The 16,303-nt window shown below is 54.1% G+C and carries 14 protein-coding genes; 6 read left to right on the plus strand and 8 right to left on the minus strand.

What is annotated here, in order from left to right:
• Positions 1-425: 425 nt before the first annotated feature.
• Entirely contained in the window at positions 426-914 is a 489-nt protein-coding gene (locus tag AACS05_RS04560; RefSeq protein ID WP_045440367.1) for a GNAT family N-acetyltransferase, read from the minus strand.
• Between the two features lie 407 nt (positions 915-1,321).
• Between AACS05_RS04560 and mmuP the strand changes: the two genes are divergently transcribed.
• Complete coding sequence (gene mmuP / locus AACS05_RS04565) at positions 1,322-2,725, plus strand: S-methylmethionine permease (protein WP_045449469.1); 1,404 nt, start codon at positions 1,322-1,324, stop codon at positions 2,723-2,725.
• Positions 2,712-3,644 (plus strand): homocysteine S-methyltransferase, encoded by a 933-nt coding sequence (gene mmuM, locus AACS05_RS04570; protein ID WP_045440369.1) that lies wholly within the window; start codon positions 2,712-2,714, stop codon positions 3,642-3,644. Before mmuP ends, mmuM begins: the two co-directional genes overlap by 14 nt.
• A 31-nt stretch (positions 3,645-3,675) precedes the next feature.
• Here mmuM and fbpC read toward each other — a convergent pair whose 3' ends face one another.
• From fbpC to AACS05_RS04600, 6 genes are all read right to left on the minus strand, one after another.
• Entirely contained in the window at positions 3,676-4,722 is a 1,047-nt protein-coding gene (gene fbpC, locus AACS05_RS04575; protein ID WP_045440372.1) for a ferric ABC transporter ATP-binding protein, read from the minus strand.
• Between the two features lie 11 nt (positions 4,723-4,733).
• On the minus strand, positions 4,734-6,812 hold the full coding sequence (locus AACS05_RS04580; RefSeq protein WP_045440374.1) for an ABC transporter permease: 2,079 nt from the start codon (positions 6,810-6,812) through the stop codon (positions 4,734-4,736).
• Between the two features lie 70 nt (positions 6,813-6,882).
• The gene (locus AACS05_RS04585; RefSeq protein ID WP_045440378.1) at positions 6,883-7,914 is read right to left on the minus strand and encodes an ABC transporter substrate-binding protein; all 1,032 of its coding nucleotides are present in this window, start codon (positions 7,912-7,914) and stop codon (positions 6,883-6,885) included.
• Entirely contained in the window at positions 7,911-9,215 is a 1,305-nt protein-coding gene (gene uhpC / locus AACS05_RS04590; protein ID WP_045440384.1) for an MFS transporter family glucose-6-phosphate receptor UhpC, read from the minus strand. The genes AACS05_RS04585 and uhpC overlap by 4 nt, the downstream gene beginning before the upstream one ends.
• Before the next feature lie 88 nt (positions 9,216-9,303).
• On the minus strand, positions 9,304-10,845 hold the full coding sequence (locus AACS05_RS04595) for an MASE1 domain-containing sensor histidine kinase (RefSeq protein ID WP_045440386.1): 1,542 nt from the start codon (positions 10,843-10,845) through the stop codon (positions 9,304-9,306).
• Positions 10,845-11,474, minus strand: a complete 630-nt coding sequence (locus AACS05_RS04600) for a response regulator transcription factor (protein ID WP_045440389.1) — start codon at positions 11,472-11,474, stop codon at positions 10,845-10,847. Before AACS05_RS04600 ends, AACS05_RS04595 begins: the two co-directional genes overlap by 1 nt.
• A gap of 255 nt (positions 11,475-11,729) precedes the next feature.
• On the opposite strand from AACS05_RS04600, the gene tauA reads away from it, so the two are divergent.
• From tauA to tauD, 4 genes are read left to right on the plus strand one after another with little or no spacing between them, the layout of a single operon-like run.
• Positions 11,730-12,692, plus strand: coding sequence for a taurine ABC transporter substrate-binding protein (gene tauA, locus AACS05_RS04605; protein WP_045440390.1), 963 nt, complete (start codon positions 11,730-11,732; stop codon positions 12,690-12,692).
• 11 nt (positions 12,693-12,703) lie between these two features.
• Positions 12,704-13,471, plus strand: a complete 768-nt coding sequence (gene tauB / locus AACS05_RS04610; RefSeq protein ID WP_045440392.1) for a taurine ABC transporter ATP-binding subunit — start codon at positions 12,704-12,706, stop codon at positions 13,469-13,471.
• The gene (gene tauC / locus AACS05_RS04615; RefSeq protein ID WP_045440395.1) at positions 13,468-14,295 is read left to right on the plus strand and encodes a taurine ABC transporter permease TauC; all 828 of its coding nucleotides are present in this window, start codon (positions 13,468-13,470) and stop codon (positions 14,293-14,295) included. Before tauB ends, tauC begins: the two co-directional genes overlap by 4 nt.
• Positions 14,292-15,143 carry a taurine dioxygenase gene (tauD, locus tag AACS05_RS04620; protein ID WP_045440398.1) on the plus strand — a complete coding sequence of 284 codons (852 nt, stop codon included), beginning with the start codon at positions 14,292-14,294 and terminating at the stop codon, positions 15,141-15,143. The genes tauC and tauD overlap by 4 nt, the downstream gene beginning before the upstream one ends.
• 77 nt (positions 15,144-15,220) lie before the next feature.
• On the opposite strand, the gene hemB is transcribed toward tauD, so the two are convergent.
• Positions 15,221-16,195, minus strand: a complete 975-nt coding sequence (gene hemB, locus AACS05_RS04625; protein ID WP_045440399.1) for a porphobilinogen synthase — start codon at positions 16,193-16,195, stop codon at positions 15,221-15,223.
• Between the last annotated feature and the right edge of the window lie 108 nt (positions 16,196-16,303).

Genomic DNA, 16,303 nt, shown 5'->3' on the forward strand with positions numbered 1-16,303 from the left:
CACCTCACCGTATCAACAAAGACGCATATAACAATCAGCACCGCCACATCCATAATAATGAATGTGTTATCAGATGCTCATGGCTAGAATTTATAATTTAATCGAAACGTTGCCTGAGTAATTATTAACCCATTATTCCTGTTTAGATGTTGTCAGCTATAGGTTGCTAATTAATTGTTAATGCAGAATGCGTTCATGCTTCTCATCTGGTAGAAGATGAAAAGCCTAAATATAATTGTTTGACAGTATGTGAGAGTATTTTGAAGCTATATTTTCCGGGTTGACATAAAAACCATCCTATATCAATACAAAAAATATAAGAACCGCAGGTCTATATTTTCCAATAAGCTTTTATATAATTTCACGCTTTTTTTTGTAAAAAAAGGTAAATTCTGATTGGTATACATCAGTCAATTATCAACTGATTATTCCTTGGCGTGCACCGCTTCCTGATTAAGTTCTTTTCGCATCACTGCATTCTGCAGCGTCACGCCACGTCGAACAGGATGTTTTCGCTTCACCAAATAAAAACCATGACGTAAAAAGAAAGACTCCGCGGTTTTGCTCACGTGCGATGTGAGCTCGTTCAAACCGAGTAATCTGGCCTCTTGATGAATGCGATTCATAAGCAAAGTACCAACGCCTTGCCCTGGACAGGTTCCCGATACGAAAAAATGGTCAATATATCCATTGGGCTGAACATCAGCATACCCGGCTATTTCACCATCAATCTCAACGACAAAGGGTCGTAACGTCCTCATATGACTGGCCCAAAGTTCCTGATCAATATCCGCTGGAGCCCACGCATCGATTTGTTCTGGCGTGTAGTCGCGTGACGCGATGTTATGTACGGACGATAAAAAGACGCGAAATAATGCGGCCTCATCCCCATTTTTGAAACGTCGAATCTCCATCAATTCCTCTTGAACCGCGGTGCCAGATGCAATACTCCACTGCCATGATACACCTGTAGAATCTGTCAAATTGAGTTAATTTGACTCAGCTCTGTGCATGCAGAGAATAAATGTGGTCGATTTTACCACCCGGAACCTCATCCAGACGTATGAGTGTGGCCAGAAGGTTCCCACTTCAGTGTGAACGCCACTGAGTGTTTCCATTGCCAGAGTTTACATAAAGCCTGGCAATGGAGGCGTTATGAGCTGGCGGCCTTTTTTATATCTTATTATTAATCCTCATCCGGTATTGAGCACCCGGCGCGGGCATCTGCGTCTGGTACAGGGATGACTTTGCATTCTGTTAACAAACACGATATAACAAACCTTCTTTGGATGTTTAGATGTCCATACGTTTGGAAGGTTATATGCAAACAACACAACAAAATGCGCCGCTGAAGCGCACGATGAAAACGCGTCACCTGATTATGCTCTCCTTAGGTGGCGTTATTGGCACAGGGTTATTCTTCAATACCGGGTACATCATTTCCACCACTGGCGCGGCGGGGACGTTGCTGGCCTACCTGATTGGCGCGCTGGTGGTCTGGCTGGTCATGCAGTGTCTGGGAGAATTGTCGGTGGCGATGCCGGAAACCGGAGCGTTTCACGTCTATGCTGCGCGCTATCTTGGTCCGGCGACAGGTTACACCGTCGCCTGGCTCTACTGGCTGACCTGGACCGTGGCACTTGGTTCGAGCTTTACCGCCGCCGGATTCTGCATGCAGTATTGGTTTCCGCAGGTACCGGTATGGATCTGGTGCGTGGTTTTCTGCGTCATTATTTTTGGCCTGAACGTTATCTCTACGCGCTTTTTTGCCGAAGGGGAGTTCTGGTTCTCGCTGGTGAAAGTGGTCACCATCATCGCGTTTATTATTCTCGGTGGAGCGGCTATTTTTGGCTTTATCCCGATGCATGACGGTTCGCCCGCGCCGGGGCTGAGTAATATCACGGCAGAAGGCTGGTTCCCGCACGGTGGTTTACCTATCCTGATGACCATGGTGGCAGTGAATTTTGCTTTCTCTGGTACTGAGCTTATCGGTATTGCTGCAGGTGAAACGGAAAACCCACGCAAGGTCATTCCGGTGGCAATTCGTACCACTATCGCGCGACTGATCATTTTCTTTATCGGCACCGTATTTGTGCTGGCAGCGTTGATCCCGATGCAGCAGGCTGGCGTGGAGAAAAGCCCATTTGTGCTGGTGTTTGAGAAGGTAGGGATTCCGTATGCCGCCGATATTTTTAATTTCGTGATCCTGACGGCCATTCTTTCTGCGGCGAACTCCGGACTGTACGCCTCCGGGCGTATGTTGTGGTCGCTGTCGAATGAGCGCACGTTACCTGCCTGTTTTGCGCGGGTGACGAAAAACGGTGTGCCGCTGACGGCGTTGTCGGTCAGTATGCTTGGCGGCGTGCTGGCGCTGTTTTCCAGTGTGGTTGCCCCGGATACAGTATTTGTCGCACTCTCGGCGATCTCCGGGTTTGCGGTTGTCGCGGTGTGGCTTAGCATCTGCGCCTCGCACTTTGTTTTTCGCCGCCGGCATCTGCAGCAAGGTAAGGCATTGAGTGAATTACATTATCGCGCACCGTGGTATCCGCTGGTGCCTGTACTGGGGTTTGTGCTGTGTCTGGTGGCTTGTGTGGGACTGGCATTCGATCCGGCGCAGAGAATTGCGTTGTGGTGCGGGTTACCGTTTGTTGCGCTGTGTTATGGTGCTTATTTCCTTACTCAACCCCGTAAAGCAAAACAGGAGCCAGAACATGTCGCAGAATAATCCGTTAAGCGCTCTCCTTGATAAACAGGACTTCCTGTTGCTGGATGGCGCAATGGCGACGGAACTGGAAGCGCGTGGCTGTAATTTAGCCAATAGCCTGTGGTCAGCCAAAGTGCTGGTAGAAGATCCGCAGCTTATCCGCGAAGTTCACCTTGATTACTATCGGGCGGGGGCGCAGTGCGCGATCACCGCCAGCTATCAGGCAACGCCTGCAGGCTTTGCCACGCTCGGACTGGATGAAGCGCAGTCAAAAGCGCTGATTGGCAAAAGCGTGGAGCTGGCACGTAAGGCGCGCGAGGCGTATCTGGCGGAGAATCCGCTGGCAGGGGGACTGCTGGTGGCTGGCTCCGTGGGGCCATATGGTGCGTATCTGGCGGATGGTTCAGAGTACCGCGGCGATTACGAGCGAAGTCAGGAACAGTTTCAGGCGTTCCATCGTCCGCGCGTAGAAGCCTTGCTTGATGCCGGGGCCGATCTGCTGGCCTGTGAAACGATGCCGAATTTTGCTGAGATTAAAGCGCTAGCGGAGTTGCTGAGCGCGTACCCGCGAGCGCGGGCATGGTTCTCTTTTACTCTGCGTGACAGCGAACATCTGAGCGATGGTACGCCGCTGAGCGAAGTTGTCGCGTTTTTGGCTCACTATCCGCAGGTAGTGGCGATTGGTATCAACTGTATTGCGCTGGAAAACACGACCGCTGCGCTACAGCATCTGCATGGATTAACGACGCTGCCGCTGGTGGTCTATCCCAATTCGGGGGAGCGTTACGATGCGCAGAGCAAAACCTGGCATCATCATGGTGAAGGTTGTGCGCGGCTGGCGGATTATCTGCCTCAGTGGCGGGCTGCCGGTGCGCGGTTGATTGGCGGGTGTTGTCGCACCACGCCAGAGGATATTGCCGGGTTAAAAGCCTGTTTTTGAGCGTTACCGGGCCGGAAGGCCCGGTAAATCATCACGCCGCATCCGCTAATACAAACATCCCGTACGGGTGGATTTCGAGATAGTAGTGCTCACCGACGTCCGGCTGCAGGCGGGTTGCGTTAACCTGCAGTAAGATTTCCTGCCCGTGCCACACGACGGTCACCTCATACTGCGGCCCCATATAGGCGACGTGCTGGATCACACAGCGCTGGCTCTCTTCGCCGCGATCGCTCAACGTAATTGCTTCTGGTCGTACGCCGACCGTGCCTTCGCCCTGAGTAGCAAAATGCAGTGGTCGCGGCAGTCGGTAACCGTAGATATCAACATATTCTTGACTGAACGCCGCCGGAAACAGGTTGGCGTCACCCATAAAGCTTGCCATAAAGCGTGACGCAGGTTGACGGTAGAGATCCTGCGGCGAGCCGATCTGCATGATATGTCCCTTGTTCATTACCAGTACGGTGTCGGAAACGGCAAAGGCTTCACTCTGATCGTGGGTCACGTACAGCGAGGTGATATCAAACTGCTTTTGCAACTCACGGATCTTATCGCGCATGCTACGACGCAGGTTGGCATCAAGGTTGCTGAGTGGTTCATCGAACAGCAGGACTTTCGGTTTGAGGATCAGCGCGCGCGCCAACGCCACACGCTGCTGCTGTCCACCGGAGATCTGATCGACATAACGGTCTTCGAATCCTTCCAGATCGACCATCGCCAGCGCTTCTTTTACGCGGGCCTTCACTTCCGCGCGTGAGATACCGAGCATTTTCAGACCATAGCCGACGTTCTCTCCCAGCGACATATGCGGGAACAGAGCGTAGGACTGAAACACCATACAGATATCGCGCTGCTGAATAGAGCGATGGGTGACGTCTTCGCCATCAATGTAAATCTGCCCCTCGCTCGGTTTTTCCAACCCGGCGACCAGACGCAGAATGGTAGTTTTTCCGCAGCCTGACGGCCCCAGCAGCGTCACCATTTGCCCTTGTGGGATGGTGAGGTTGATATTGTCGATAACCGTGTTGCTGCCGAATCGCTTGGTGACGTTGCGCAGCTCAACAAAATTTTTCTGACTCATAGTGCGCTCCATTACGCCTGGTTTTTGGCTTTTGAACGGGAGGTACGTGATTCACCGATCAGCCAGTCAAAGATGAAAATAATCGCCAGCATCACCACGATCAGAATCGAACCGTAGGCAATCGCCACGCCGTATTCGCCGTCTTCCACGCGGTTCAGGATGTAGGCGGTCGCCACGCGGGTATCCGGCGTCACGAGGAACACAATGGCGCTGACGGTGGTAATGGCACGGACAAAGCTGTAGATGAGCGCCGAGAGGATCGCTGGGCGCAGCAGCGGCAACAGGATGTGCGTGATGGTTCGCAGCGAACCGGCGCGCAGGCTGAGTGAGGCTTCATCCAGTGATTTGTCGATCTGTCCGAGTCCGGCGATTCCCGCGCGGATCCCGACCGGTACGTTACGCATGACCATCGAGATAATGACTATCGCCGCCGTTCCGGTGAGATACACCGGTGCGCTGTTAAAGGCCAGAATGTACGATACGCCAGCCACGGTGCCGGGTACTGCAAAACACAGCATGGTAGTGAACTCGATGGTCTTCTTGCCTTTGAACTGCTGACGCACCACTACCCAGGCAATCAACAGGCCGAAGATGGCGGTGATGGGGGCGGCAATACCTGCGTAAAGCAGGGTATCGAGCAGTGAAGGCCATGCTCCGTCGCTCATGCCCTGGCCGAACAGCTTGGTAAAGTTCGCCAGCGTCAGGGTGTAGTCCACGCCCCAGTTAACGGTAAAACTACCGTAGAAAATGCTGCCGTAGAGCAGGGCGTTAAAGGCAATCCATACGGCCAGTAGGGCGACGACGCTCCACACCAGGGTCACCGGCAGCGGCTGCACGTCGCCACGATAGGATTTACCCGAAACGGTGACGTACGAGCGTTTACCGATCCACATGTACTGCACGCAGAACACCAGCAACGAGAACAGCAGCAGGAATGCACCAAGCGTACTGGCGGCCTGGTAATCGAGCTGTGAGCCGGTGATGTAGAAGTAGATTTGTGTTGCCAGTACGTCAAAGTTACCGCCAAGGACCAGGGGGTTACTGAAGTCGGCCAGCGATTGCACCACGACAATCAAAAAGGCGTTAGCCAGCGCCGGTTTCAGCAGCGGGACAAATACACCGTTAAAGGTCTGCCAGCGACTGGCGCGTAGGGTGTAGGAGGCCTCTTCCAGCGAGGGATGAATAGTCTTGATCGCCCCGTCGAGGATCATAAATGCCATTGGGGTGAAAGCCAGCACTTGCGCCAGCCAGATGCCGGTAAAACCATACAGCCAGTTGGTATTCGTCAGCCCGAACCACTCCACCATAAATTCGGTGATGTAGCCGGAGCGTCCCATCATCAGAGTGACGCCTAAGCCGACGACAAACGGCGGAGTGACGATCGGCAGAATCGAGAAAATACGACCAATGATGGCGCTGCGTCTGGCGATACGGGTGGTGTAAATCGCCAGCACCAGACCGAAGAAGGTACAGCCGACGCCGACAGCAATCGACAGCATAATGGAGTTGAGGATCACCTGAATGATATGCGCCTGTGACAGCACATTCATAAACGCCAGTGGCGCAAACTCTCCGGTGTCGTTGGTAAACATCGGAATGAAAATGGCGATGCTTGGCCAGACGATAAAAATACCGATCAGCGCGACAATAGCCGTAAGTGAACCGATGACGAAACGGTCGCCGCCCAGCCATTCGAGGCGGGTGAGCGCCAGGGTCATGATCGCGCCCAGGGCCACAAACAGTACGATAGTGGCATAACCTAAACCGCGTCCTTCTAGTGTGGCGCTGGCGACAATAAAGGCCATGCAGAAAAACGCCCAGCCCGCATCGAGATAGTGGCGGCTGCGCTGTTCGCGTCTGGCTTCCTGGAACGGGCGCACCAGCAGCAGGCTCGGCAGCAGATACCATAACCAGCTGATATTGAAATGCGACCAACTGTATGCAGCGATAATTTCATCGCTTGTCGATTCCAGCAGGCCGTAGTCCAGACTCCAGCTTGGCAGCAGGGCAAACGCCAGCCAGCCCAGCAAAACCCAAAGGAATATCGCATCCCGTTTTTTCACGGGATGGAGTGCAAGTGTGTGTGACATAAGCGTTCCGGTGTTGTATGTAGGCCCGGTAAGCGCGAGCGCCACCGGGCATTAACCGCAAAATGTGGGCTTATTTACCCATCTTCACTTCGCTGACCCACTTGTTGATCAAGGCTTTACGCACATCGGTAGAACCATACTTATCCATGTCGTAATTGATAAGTTTCAGATCATCGAGTTTCAGTGAGTTTGGCGAGGTTTCGGCAGTGGTGTTGGTCAGGATCTGATAGGATTTGCCTTTCTTCCATGCCAGCTCCTGGGCGTCTTTCGACAGCACCCAGTCGACGAACAGTTTGGCGTTGTCAATATTACGAGCGCCTTTCAGAATGCTGACGCCACCAATTTCATAGCCGGTACCTTCGCAAGGGGAGATCAGTTCCAGCGGCGCGCCTTGTTCTTTTTCCAGCGAATAGTCGTGCAGGAAACCAATGCCGATAGCCGTTTCGCCACGGGCGGCGTTACGTGCCGGGGCTATGCCGGATTTGGTGTACTGGGAGACGTTGGCGTTGAGTTGCTTCAGATAATCAAAGGCCTGATCTTCACCCCATAGCTGGGCAAAGGTCGCCAGTGCGGTGTAAGCCGTGCCTGAACTTTGCGGGTCGGCAATCTGAATTTCACCTTTGTATTCCGGTTTGGTTAGATCTTTCCAGCATTTTGGTACTGGCAGGTTTTTCTCTTTCAGACGCTGGGTATTGACGCCAAAGCCCAGAATACCGACGTAAACCGCCGAGGAGAGGTTACCTTTAACCTTGGCGGGATCGCGGAATTTCTCCATGATCTGGCTGAGGTTCGGTGATTTATAGGGCTGCAGCAGACCCATTTCACCGGCCTGAGATTGCGGATCCAGCGTACCGCCGTACCAGACATCCGCCTGCGGGTTTTTCTTCTCGGCATCGACTTTCGCCAGCGTACTACCCGATCCGTTACGGATGAACGAGGTCTTCACGTCATATTTGTCGCCGAAAGCTTTGGTTTCGGATTCACACATCTCGTTGGTGGCACTGCAATAGACCACCAGGCGACCTTCTGCTTGTGCAACGCTGCTTAAGGCAGCCAGCGCAATGCCGGATGCAATCAGGGTAGAGGTAAGCGTCAGTTTCATTGTTTTATCCTTTGACTGAGAGAAGGGGTAATGCCTGCAATAAGTAGCGGCATCAGCAATAAACCCATAAAGACAGCGGCTACCGAGAGCAAACTGAACATTCCCGACCAGCCGTAACGTTCTATGACCAGCGACAGCGGCCAACCCGCCAGCGCGGCCCCCAGATAGGCGAACAATCCGAGAAAACCCGTGATTGAACCTGCCGCCGCCTTGTGTCCGCATTCGACAGCTGCCAGGCCAATCAACATTTGTGGGCCAAAAACAAAAAAGCCCACGGTAAAGAAACAGACCGCCAGCAGTGCGTAGTGGTGAACCGGTGCCAGCCACAGGGCAGTGACAGAGACCATCAGCCCCAGCGTGAACAACAAAATCATTGGCGCGCGTTGTCCACTGAACAGCAAATCTGATCCCCATCCGGCAAACAGCGCCCCGAGTAAACCACCGACTTCAAACAGCATCACTGTGGCATTGGCGCTGAGCAGGTTGACGCCGTGGCTTTCTGTCAGCCAGATGTTGCCCCAGTCATTGAGGGCAATGCGGATCAAATAGACCAGCACATACGACACGCCGAGCAGCCAGATCATCGGGTTCTTCAGCATCGTCGTGCGTAACATTTGCCACAGCCCCATCGGCGGGCTTTGCTGCTCCTGGCGCAACTCCAGCGGGTCATGTCGCCATTCTCCAACCGTGGGTAATCCCTCTTCCTGTGGCGTGCCTTTGAGTTGCAGAGTAAGCCAGATGCCTAATGCCATGCTGATGATCCCAGGTGCCAGCATGGCGGCCTGCCAGCCCCACCAGTGGGCGGCAAAGGCGCTAATCAGTGGGATCACCGCTCCACCGATGTTGATCGACATATTCCAGCAGCCCCACCAGAAGCCGCGCTCGTTGCGTGAATACCAGTGGGTCAACAGTCGGGCGCATGGCGGCCAGCCCCAACCCTGGAAAAAACCGTTTAACGTCCAGACAGCAAGCAACAGGGGCAGTGATTCGCCAAACGCAAACACCACGTTTAATATGCCGGTGGCGAACAGGCCGATGCCCATAAACGCGCGCTGCCCGTGGCTGTCATGCCATAATCCGGCGGTGAATTTCGACAGGCCGTACGTCAGATAGAACAGCGATCCCAGCAGGCCGATATCGCCTTTATCCAGCCCAAGATCGGTTTGCAGCGCCGGAAGTACGTAGTTGACGCTTTTGCGCGTCAGGTAAAACGCGGCGTAGCCAATCACCATGCACATTAGCAGCCGGGGGCGTAGTGCCCGATATTGTTGGTCTGTTTTGCTGGCTGAGCGTGCGTGCATAGATAGCCGTCTCCGTTTTGCTGACTATATGAAAGTGAAACCGAAAGGGGATGAGAGAAAGTCCGGACTGACTAAGACTTTTTCCTGGTTAATGGCGGGTTTGTTGCAAATTTGTGGGCAGGTTAACAATTACCCGCGTACCATTCTGCGATTCGATCGTCAACTCGCCGCCGAGTGCATTAACGCGCTCACGCATTCCCTGGATACCGAAGCCAGGGATTTTTTCGGGCAGAATACCGACGCCGTTATCATCAACTTCCAGATGCAGGCTGTTTTCTCGCTGGCGTAACGCAATCGACACCTCGCTGGCGTCAGCATGTTTGCAGACGTTATTGAGTAATTCCTGCAAAAGACGATAAAGGGTGAATCTGACCGTTTCATTTTCTGGCGTATTTTCCATCTGATACTCAAACCGACAACGAATACCCCGTTCGGCAAACGCAAATTCATTCACCAGATGATGTAGCGCATCTTTAAAGGACAGCTCGTCGAGAGCGGGAGGGCGTAACTGGCGCAACAACTGACGGGTAGAGTGGTGAATACGTCGGGCAAGATCGTTGATCTGATTGGCGGCCTCGAGTGTTTGTTGTGGATTGTGCGCCCGTTTGACTAACTGCGACTGGATTTGAATCGCGGTAATGTTCTGGCCAATTTCGTCATGCAGTTCCCGCGCCAGGTTCTTGCGGGTATTTTCTTCGGTGCGGATCAGTTGTTCGGTCAACGCTCGCCGCGCTGTCAGTTCAGATTCCAGACGCTGGCGATAATGATGCAGGTTCTGCGCCAGATGCTGCTGGCGACTGATGGCGATGCCCAGCCCGATGCCCAGCAGTGCCTGGGTGGCGAGAAAAATCTCCAGTTCGAGTAGATTGCTGAATCCTACGCCTATCTGCCGGGCGATGGTGATCATCATGCTGCCGAGTAGCCCGGACAATACGCCCCCCTGCCAGCCAAATTTCCACGCCATCACCACGTTTGGCAGGAATACCACGATCAGCAGCAGGCGCTCGATATCCGGTGACAGAACCATCTGCGTACCGATGCCGATAATAAAAAACAGGCTGCACCAGATAATAAGCGACGTGCGCAGCGGTGGATTGGTGGTATCCAGACCGAGCAAATGATACCGGTGCTGCTGGCGGAGAAACTCGTAGATCAGATAGACAAATGGCGTCAGCAACACGCCACCGGTAAACGATGCCAGACCCGTCAACATAGCCGGACTTTGAATAAAGGGCGAAAGCAGGGCGGTGTTGAGTAATGACGTCACGGTGACCGCGGCCAGTAACAACGTTAATCGCTGCCAGTAAAGGGGGAAGCGGTGCCAGTAGGATTGCCCAATGCTCGCTGGGATCAGGCTGATAAACGGCGCTGCCAGCAGGATGTAGCCATTCAACAACTGCTCGCTGTTCAACCACAACAGCATCAGCACCGGCGGCAGCACCAGCGCGGGCCAGTAACGGCGCGAAAGCAGGATCAGCAGAGCAAGGTAGACGCCGTGAGGCAGAAATAACGCCGCCTGTTGGCCGTTATGGGTCAGGTAAAAACCTAGCGTCCACAGCATCAGCCAGCCCGATCCCCAGGCCAACAGGATAAAAAGTGAGATCACCCCATGGCGAGCCGATCGTGACATTAATGCCCCGTCAGCAACTGGTGGTCGAGGGCGAAATGCACCAGATCGATGGTGCTGTGACATTGCAGCTTGCCCAGTACGTTAGCGCGGTGGACATGGACAGTTTTATGGCTGAGATCGAGCTTAAAGGCGATTTCTTTCACGCTATCGCCTTTGACCAGCAGATCAAAGACTTCCCGCTCGCGTGGGGTCAGTACTTCCAGAACCTGCGCGGGCTGTTCACCACCGCGTAGCGCCCGTAAGGCATCGGCACACAGGTAATGCCCGCCCATACCCACTGAGCGTACAGCCTGTACTAATTCCTCGGGGCCGCAGCGTTTGGTCAGGTAGCCGCTGGCTCCGGCATCCAGTGCGCTTTGAACAAATGTAGGCGCGTCGTAAATGCTGAGAATGATGGCGCGAAAGCCGGGTTTCTGCGACCGCAGTCGTTTTAACAGGCTCAGACCATTTTCATCCGGCATGGCGATGTCCATTACCGCCACGTTGACGTCATCGCGCAGTAATGCGGGCCAGGCTTGTGCCGCGCTGCTGTACTGACCGATGACGTTAATGTCATCTTCGAGGCTGAGTAATTGCGCAAAGCCGGAACGCACCACCACATGGTCATCCACCAGCACAACATGAATCATGATATTGCTCTCTTGTCTGACAATGACGTCTATGATGCCTGCCAGGGCTGTGCTGGCAATCAATCAGGTATAGTTATGTAACGGATGTAACAAAATCGCAATAAAAAGGCGTGGCGCGGTTTTTGTGGAAAATCACTAACCTTTGCCGTTTTTTTTCTAAAAACGCTTTGTTCTTAGCCAGAATTTTTAATTCCTTTATCAAATTCAGCCGCAACGAAATACTGCCTCCATAACAAGACAGGGGAGCAGACAATCATGGGTATTTCATCGCGTAACACACTCCTTGCCGTACTGGCATTGGTTGCATTTCAGGCGCAGGCGGTCAATGTCACCGTCGCGTATCAGACTTCCGCCGAACCCGCCAAAGTGGCGCAGGCGGACAACACCTTTGCCAAAGAGAGCGGGGCCACCGTTGACTGGCGTAAGTTCGATAGTGGCGCGAGCATCGTGCGGGCACTGGCTTCCGGCGATGTGCAGATTGGCAATCTCGGTTCCAGCCCGCTGGCGGTCGCCGCCAGTCAGCAAGTGCCGATTGAGGTTTTCTTGCTGGCCTCAAAACTGGGTAACTCCGAAGCGCTGGTGGTAAAGAAAAATATCAGCACACCGCAGGATCTGATTGGTAAACGTATCGCCGTGCCGTTTATCTCCACGACCCACTACAGCCTGCTGGCTGCACTCAAACACTGGGGTATTAAGCCTGGCCAGGTGGAGATTGTGAATCTGCAACCTCCGGCGATTATTGCCGCCTGGCAGCGCGGAGACATTGATGGTGCTTACGTTTGGGCGCCTGCGGTAAATGCACTGGAAAAAGACGGCAAAGTATTAACCGACTCCGAAAAAGTGGGGGAATGGGGGGCACCGACGCTGGATGTGTGGGTGGTGCGTAAAGATTTTGCCGAGAAGCATCCTGAGGTAGTGAAAGCCTTTGCCAAAAGCGCGATTGCTGCACAGCAGCCCTATATAGCTAACCCCGATGAGTGGCTGAAGCAGCCGGAAAATATCAGCAAGCTGTCGCGCTTAAGCGGAGTGCCGGAGGCAGACATTCCTGCGCTGGTGAAGGGTAATACCTATCTGACACCGCAACAGCAAACCGCCGAACTGACCGGGCCGGTAAACAAAGCGATTATCGACACCGCGCAGTTCCTCAAAGAGCAGGGGAAAGTGCCTGCCGTAGCGACGGACTACAGCCAGTACGTCACCGATCGCTTTGTGCAATAAAGGGGGCGCTGATGCTGCAAATCTCTCATCTTGCCGCCAGTTACGGTGGAAAACCTGTGCTGGACGATATCAATCTGACCCTGGATGGCGGTGAACTGCTGGTGGTGCTTGGGCCTTCAGGCTGCGGGAAAACCACGTTGCTGAATCTGATTGCCGGATTTGTACCTTATCAGCACGGCAGTATTTTGCTGGAAGGGAAAAAGGTCGAAGGTCCTGGGGCTGAACGTGGCGTTGTGTTCCAGAACGAAGGTCTGCTGCCCTGGCGTAACGTGCAGGATAACGTCGGGTTCGGTCTGCAACTGGCTGGCGTAGAGAAAATGCAGCGTCAACGTGTCGCTCTGGAAATGTTGAAGAAAGTTGGATTAGAGGGCGCAGAAAAACGCTTTATCTGGCAGCTTTCTGGCGGTCAGCGTCAGCGCGTGGGTATTGCCCGGGCGCTGGCGGCGAATCCGCAATTGTTGCTGTTGGACGAGCCGTTTGGGGCGCTGGATGCGTTTACCCGCGAACAGATGCAAACCCTGCTTCTTAAGCTCTGGTATGAGACGGGTAAACAGGTGCTGCTGATCACCCACGATATCGAAGAGGCCGTGTTTATGGCAACGGAACTGGTGCTGCTGTCCCCAGGTCCTGGCCGGGTGCTTGAACGTTTGCCGCTCAATTTCTCCCGCCGCTTTGTGGCCGGAGAAGATAGCCGCAGTATTAAGTCCGATCCGCAGTTTATCGCGATGCGTGAGTATGTGTTAAGCCGCGTCTTTGAACAACGGGAGGCTTTTTCATGAGTGTGGTGATTAACGATAAACCCCGGCAGCGCGCGCTGAGCTGGCGCTGGCCGTTCTCTCGCCAGATTACGTTAAGTCTCGGTACGTTGACCGTTATCCTGGCGATATGGTGGACGGTGGCAGCTCTGCAATTGATCAGTCCACTGTTTTTACCCTCGCCGGGGCTGGTGTTACAAAAACTTATTACCATTGCCGGGCCGCAAGGCTTTATGGATGCCACGTTGTGGCAGCACCTGGCGGCAAGTCTGACGCGTATTGTGATAGCTCTGCTGGCAGCGGTGTTGCTTGGTGTTCCTGTGGGGATCGCGATGGGGCTGAGTCCGACTGTGCGCGGTATCCTCGATCCGATTATCGAACTGTATCGTCCGGTTCCACCGCTGGCCTATTTGCCGCTGATGGTCATCTGGTTTGGGATCGGCGAAACCTCCAAGATCTTGCTGATCTATCTGGCCATTTTTGCACCTGTTGCAATGTCGGCACTGGCGGGTGTTAAAAGCGCGCAGCAGGTGAGGATTCGGGCCGCGCAATCGCTGGGGGCCAGCCGTATACAGGTATTGTGGTTTGTTATTTTACCGGGGGCATTGCCGGAAATTCTTACCGGATTGCGCATCGGACTGGGCGTGGGCTGGTCGACGCTGGTGGCAGCAGAGCTGATTGCCGCGACGCGAGGTTTAGGTTTTATGGTGCAGTCAGCCGGTGAATTTCTGGCAACGGATGTGGTGCTGGCGGGGATCGCGGTGATTGCCGTTATCGCCTTTATTTTAGAACTGGGTCTGCGTGCGCTCCAGCGCCGTCTGACGCCCTGGCATGGAGAAGTACAATGAGTGAACGTCTGAGTATTAGCCCGCTGGGGCCGTATATTGGGGCACAGATAACAGGTGCGGATCTGACCCGTCCACTGAGCGATAACCAGTTTGAACAGTTGTACCATGCGGTACTGCGCCACCAGGTGGTATTCCTGCGCGATCAGGTTATTACGCCGCAGCAACAACGGGCGCTGGCGCTGCGTTTTGGCGATCTGCATATTCATCCGGTCTATCCCCATGCTGAGGGGGTGGAGGAGATTATCGTGCTGGATACGCATAATGATAATCCGCCGGATAATGACAATTGGCACACCGATGTGACGTTTATTGAGACGCCGCCTGCCGGGGCGATTCTTGCAGCTAAAGAGCTGCCCTCAACCGGTGGAGACACGCTGTGGACCAGCGGAATTGCCGCCTATGAGGCGCTATCTGCGCCGTTTCGCCAACTGCTAAGCGGCCTGCGGGCTGAACATGATTTCCGTAAGTCATTTCAGGAGTTTAAATATCGTAAGACTGAAGAGGAGCACCAGCGCTGGCTGGAGGCGGTAGCAAAGCATCCGCCGTTGTTGCATCCGGTCGTGCGCACGCATCCGGTGAGCGGTAAACAGGCACTGTTTGTGAATGAGGGATTTACGACACGGATTGTCGATGTGACGGAGAAAGAGAGCGAAGCGCTGCTCGGATTCCTGTTTGCCCACATCACTAAACCGGAGTTTCAGGTGCGCTGGCGCTGGCAGCCCAACGATGTGGCGATTTGGGATAACCGTGTGACGCAGCATTATGCTAATGCTGACTATCTGCCGCAGCGACGCATTATGCATCGGGCGACGATTCTGGGGGACAAACCATACTTCCGTGCGGGCTGATTGCCTGCTGGCGCTTCGCTGACCTGGCCGACAATGTGGCTGGCCGTATAACGCGAAGCGCCATCTGGCAAAATAACTTAACGCAGTATTTTTTTCTCTGCCAGATCCAGTGCGAAGTAGCTGAAGATCAGATCCGCGCCCGCGCGTTTGATCGACCCTAAGCTTTCCAGCACCACTTTCTCTTCATCTATTGCTCCGGCCATCGCCGCAAATTTGATCATCGCGTACTCACCGCTGACCTGATAGGCGCCAATCGGCAGTTCCGTGCGTTCGCGGATATCACGCAGAATATCAAGGTATGCACCAGCCGGTTTTACCATCAGACAGTCTGCGCCCTGCGCTTCATCAAGCAGCGATTCGCGGATCGCCTCGCGACGGTTCATTGGGTTCATCTGATAGGTTTTACGATCGCCTTTCAGCGCAGTGCCTGCGGCTTCACGGAACGGGCCGTAGAACGATGAGGCAAACTTGGTGGAGTAGGACATGATGGCGGTATCGGTGAAACCCGCGGCGTCCAGCGCCTGGCGAATAGCCTGTACCTGGCCGTCCATCGCAGCGGAAGGGGCAATGAAATCAGCACCCGCAGCAGCGGCGACGACTGCCTGCTTGCCGAGGTTGGCAAGGGTCAAATCGTTATCAACACCATGTTCGCATAACACGCCGCAGTGACCGTGCGAGGTGTATTCACAGAAGCAGGTATCGGACATGACGATCATTTCCGGGACAGTTTGCTTGCAGATACGAGACATGCGCGCTACCAGCCCGTCTTCTTTCCAGGCGTCGCTGCCGGTGTCATCTGTGTGGTGGGAAATACCAAAGGTCATCACCGAGCGGATACCGGCATTGGCAATGCGTTCAATCTCGCGAGCCAGATGTTTTTCCGGAATGCGCATCACGCCGGGCATCGCCTCGATGGCTTTGTAATCGTCGAGTTCTTCTTCAACAAAGATCGGCAACACCAGGTCATTTAAGCTGAGTGTTGTCTCTTCAAACATAGCGCGCAGCGCAGGGGATTTGCGCAGGCGGCGAGGGCGTTGGATTAGGTCTGTCATGGTATGCCTGATGTTTGTGGAATCGAAGGCCGTAGTATACCCGAACCAGAGTGAAGGGAGTTTATGAAAGTTGCTTTCTTGTGGCATACCGGAGAATGCGGCTGGGTG

Source organism: Citrobacter sp. S-77, from assembly GCF_963864895.1.
GTDB classification, from domain to species: domain Bacteria; phylum Pseudomonadota; class Gammaproteobacteria; order Enterobacterales; family Enterobacteriaceae; genus Citrobacter; species Citrobacter murliniae.

Bases quoted from the DNA above. Each gene is read 5' to 3' on its own strand.
- AACS05_RS04560 (WP_045440367.1), bottom strand. From the start codon at position 914: ATGGAGATTCGACGTTTCAAAAATGGGGATGAGGCCGCATTATTTCGC.
- mmuP (WP_045449469.1), top strand. From the start codon at position 1,322: ATGCAAACAACACAACAAAATGCGCCGCTGAAGCGCACGATGAAAACG.
- mmuM (WP_045440369.1), top strand. From the start codon at position 2,712: ATGTCGCAGAATAATCCGTTAAGCGCTCTCCTTGATAAACAGGACTTC.
- fbpC (WP_045440372.1), bottom strand. From the start codon at position 4,722: ATGAGTCAGAAAAATTTTGTTGAGCTGCGCAACGTCACCAAGCGATTC.
- AACS05_RS04580 (WP_045440374.1), bottom strand. From the start codon at position 6,812: ATGTCACACACACTTGCACTCCATCCCGTGAAAAAACGGGATGCGATA.
- AACS05_RS04585 (WP_045440378.1), bottom strand. From the start codon at position 7,914: ATGAAACTGACGCTTACCTCTACCCTGATTGCATCCGGCATTGCGCTG.
- uhpC (WP_045440384.1), bottom strand. From the start codon at position 9,215: ATGCACGCACGCTCAGCCAGCAAAACAGACCAACAATATCGGGCACTA.
- AACS05_RS04595 (WP_045440386.1), bottom strand. From the start codon at position 10,845: ATGTCACGATCGGCTCGCCATGGGGTGATCTCACTTTTTATCCTGTTG.
- AACS05_RS04600 (WP_045440389.1), bottom strand. From the start codon at position 11,474: ATGATTCATGTTGTGCTGGTGGATGACCATGTGGTGGTGCGTTCCGGC.
- tauA (WP_045440390.1), top strand. From the start codon at position 11,730: ATGGGTATTTCATCGCGTAACACACTCCTTGCCGTACTGGCATTGGTT.
- tauB (WP_045440392.1), top strand. From the start codon at position 12,704: ATGCTGCAAATCTCTCATCTTGCCGCCAGTTACGGTGGAAAACCTGTG.
- tauC (WP_045440395.1), top strand. From the start codon at position 13,468: ATGAGTGTGGTGATTAACGATAAACCCCGGCAGCGCGCGCTGAGCTGG.
- tauD (WP_045440398.1), top strand. From the start codon at position 14,292: ATGAGTGAACGTCTGAGTATTAGCCCGCTGGGGCCGTATATTGGGGCA.
- hemB (WP_045440399.1), bottom strand. From the start codon at position 16,195: ATGACAGACCTAATCCAACGCCCTCGCCGCCTGCGCAAATCCCCTGCG.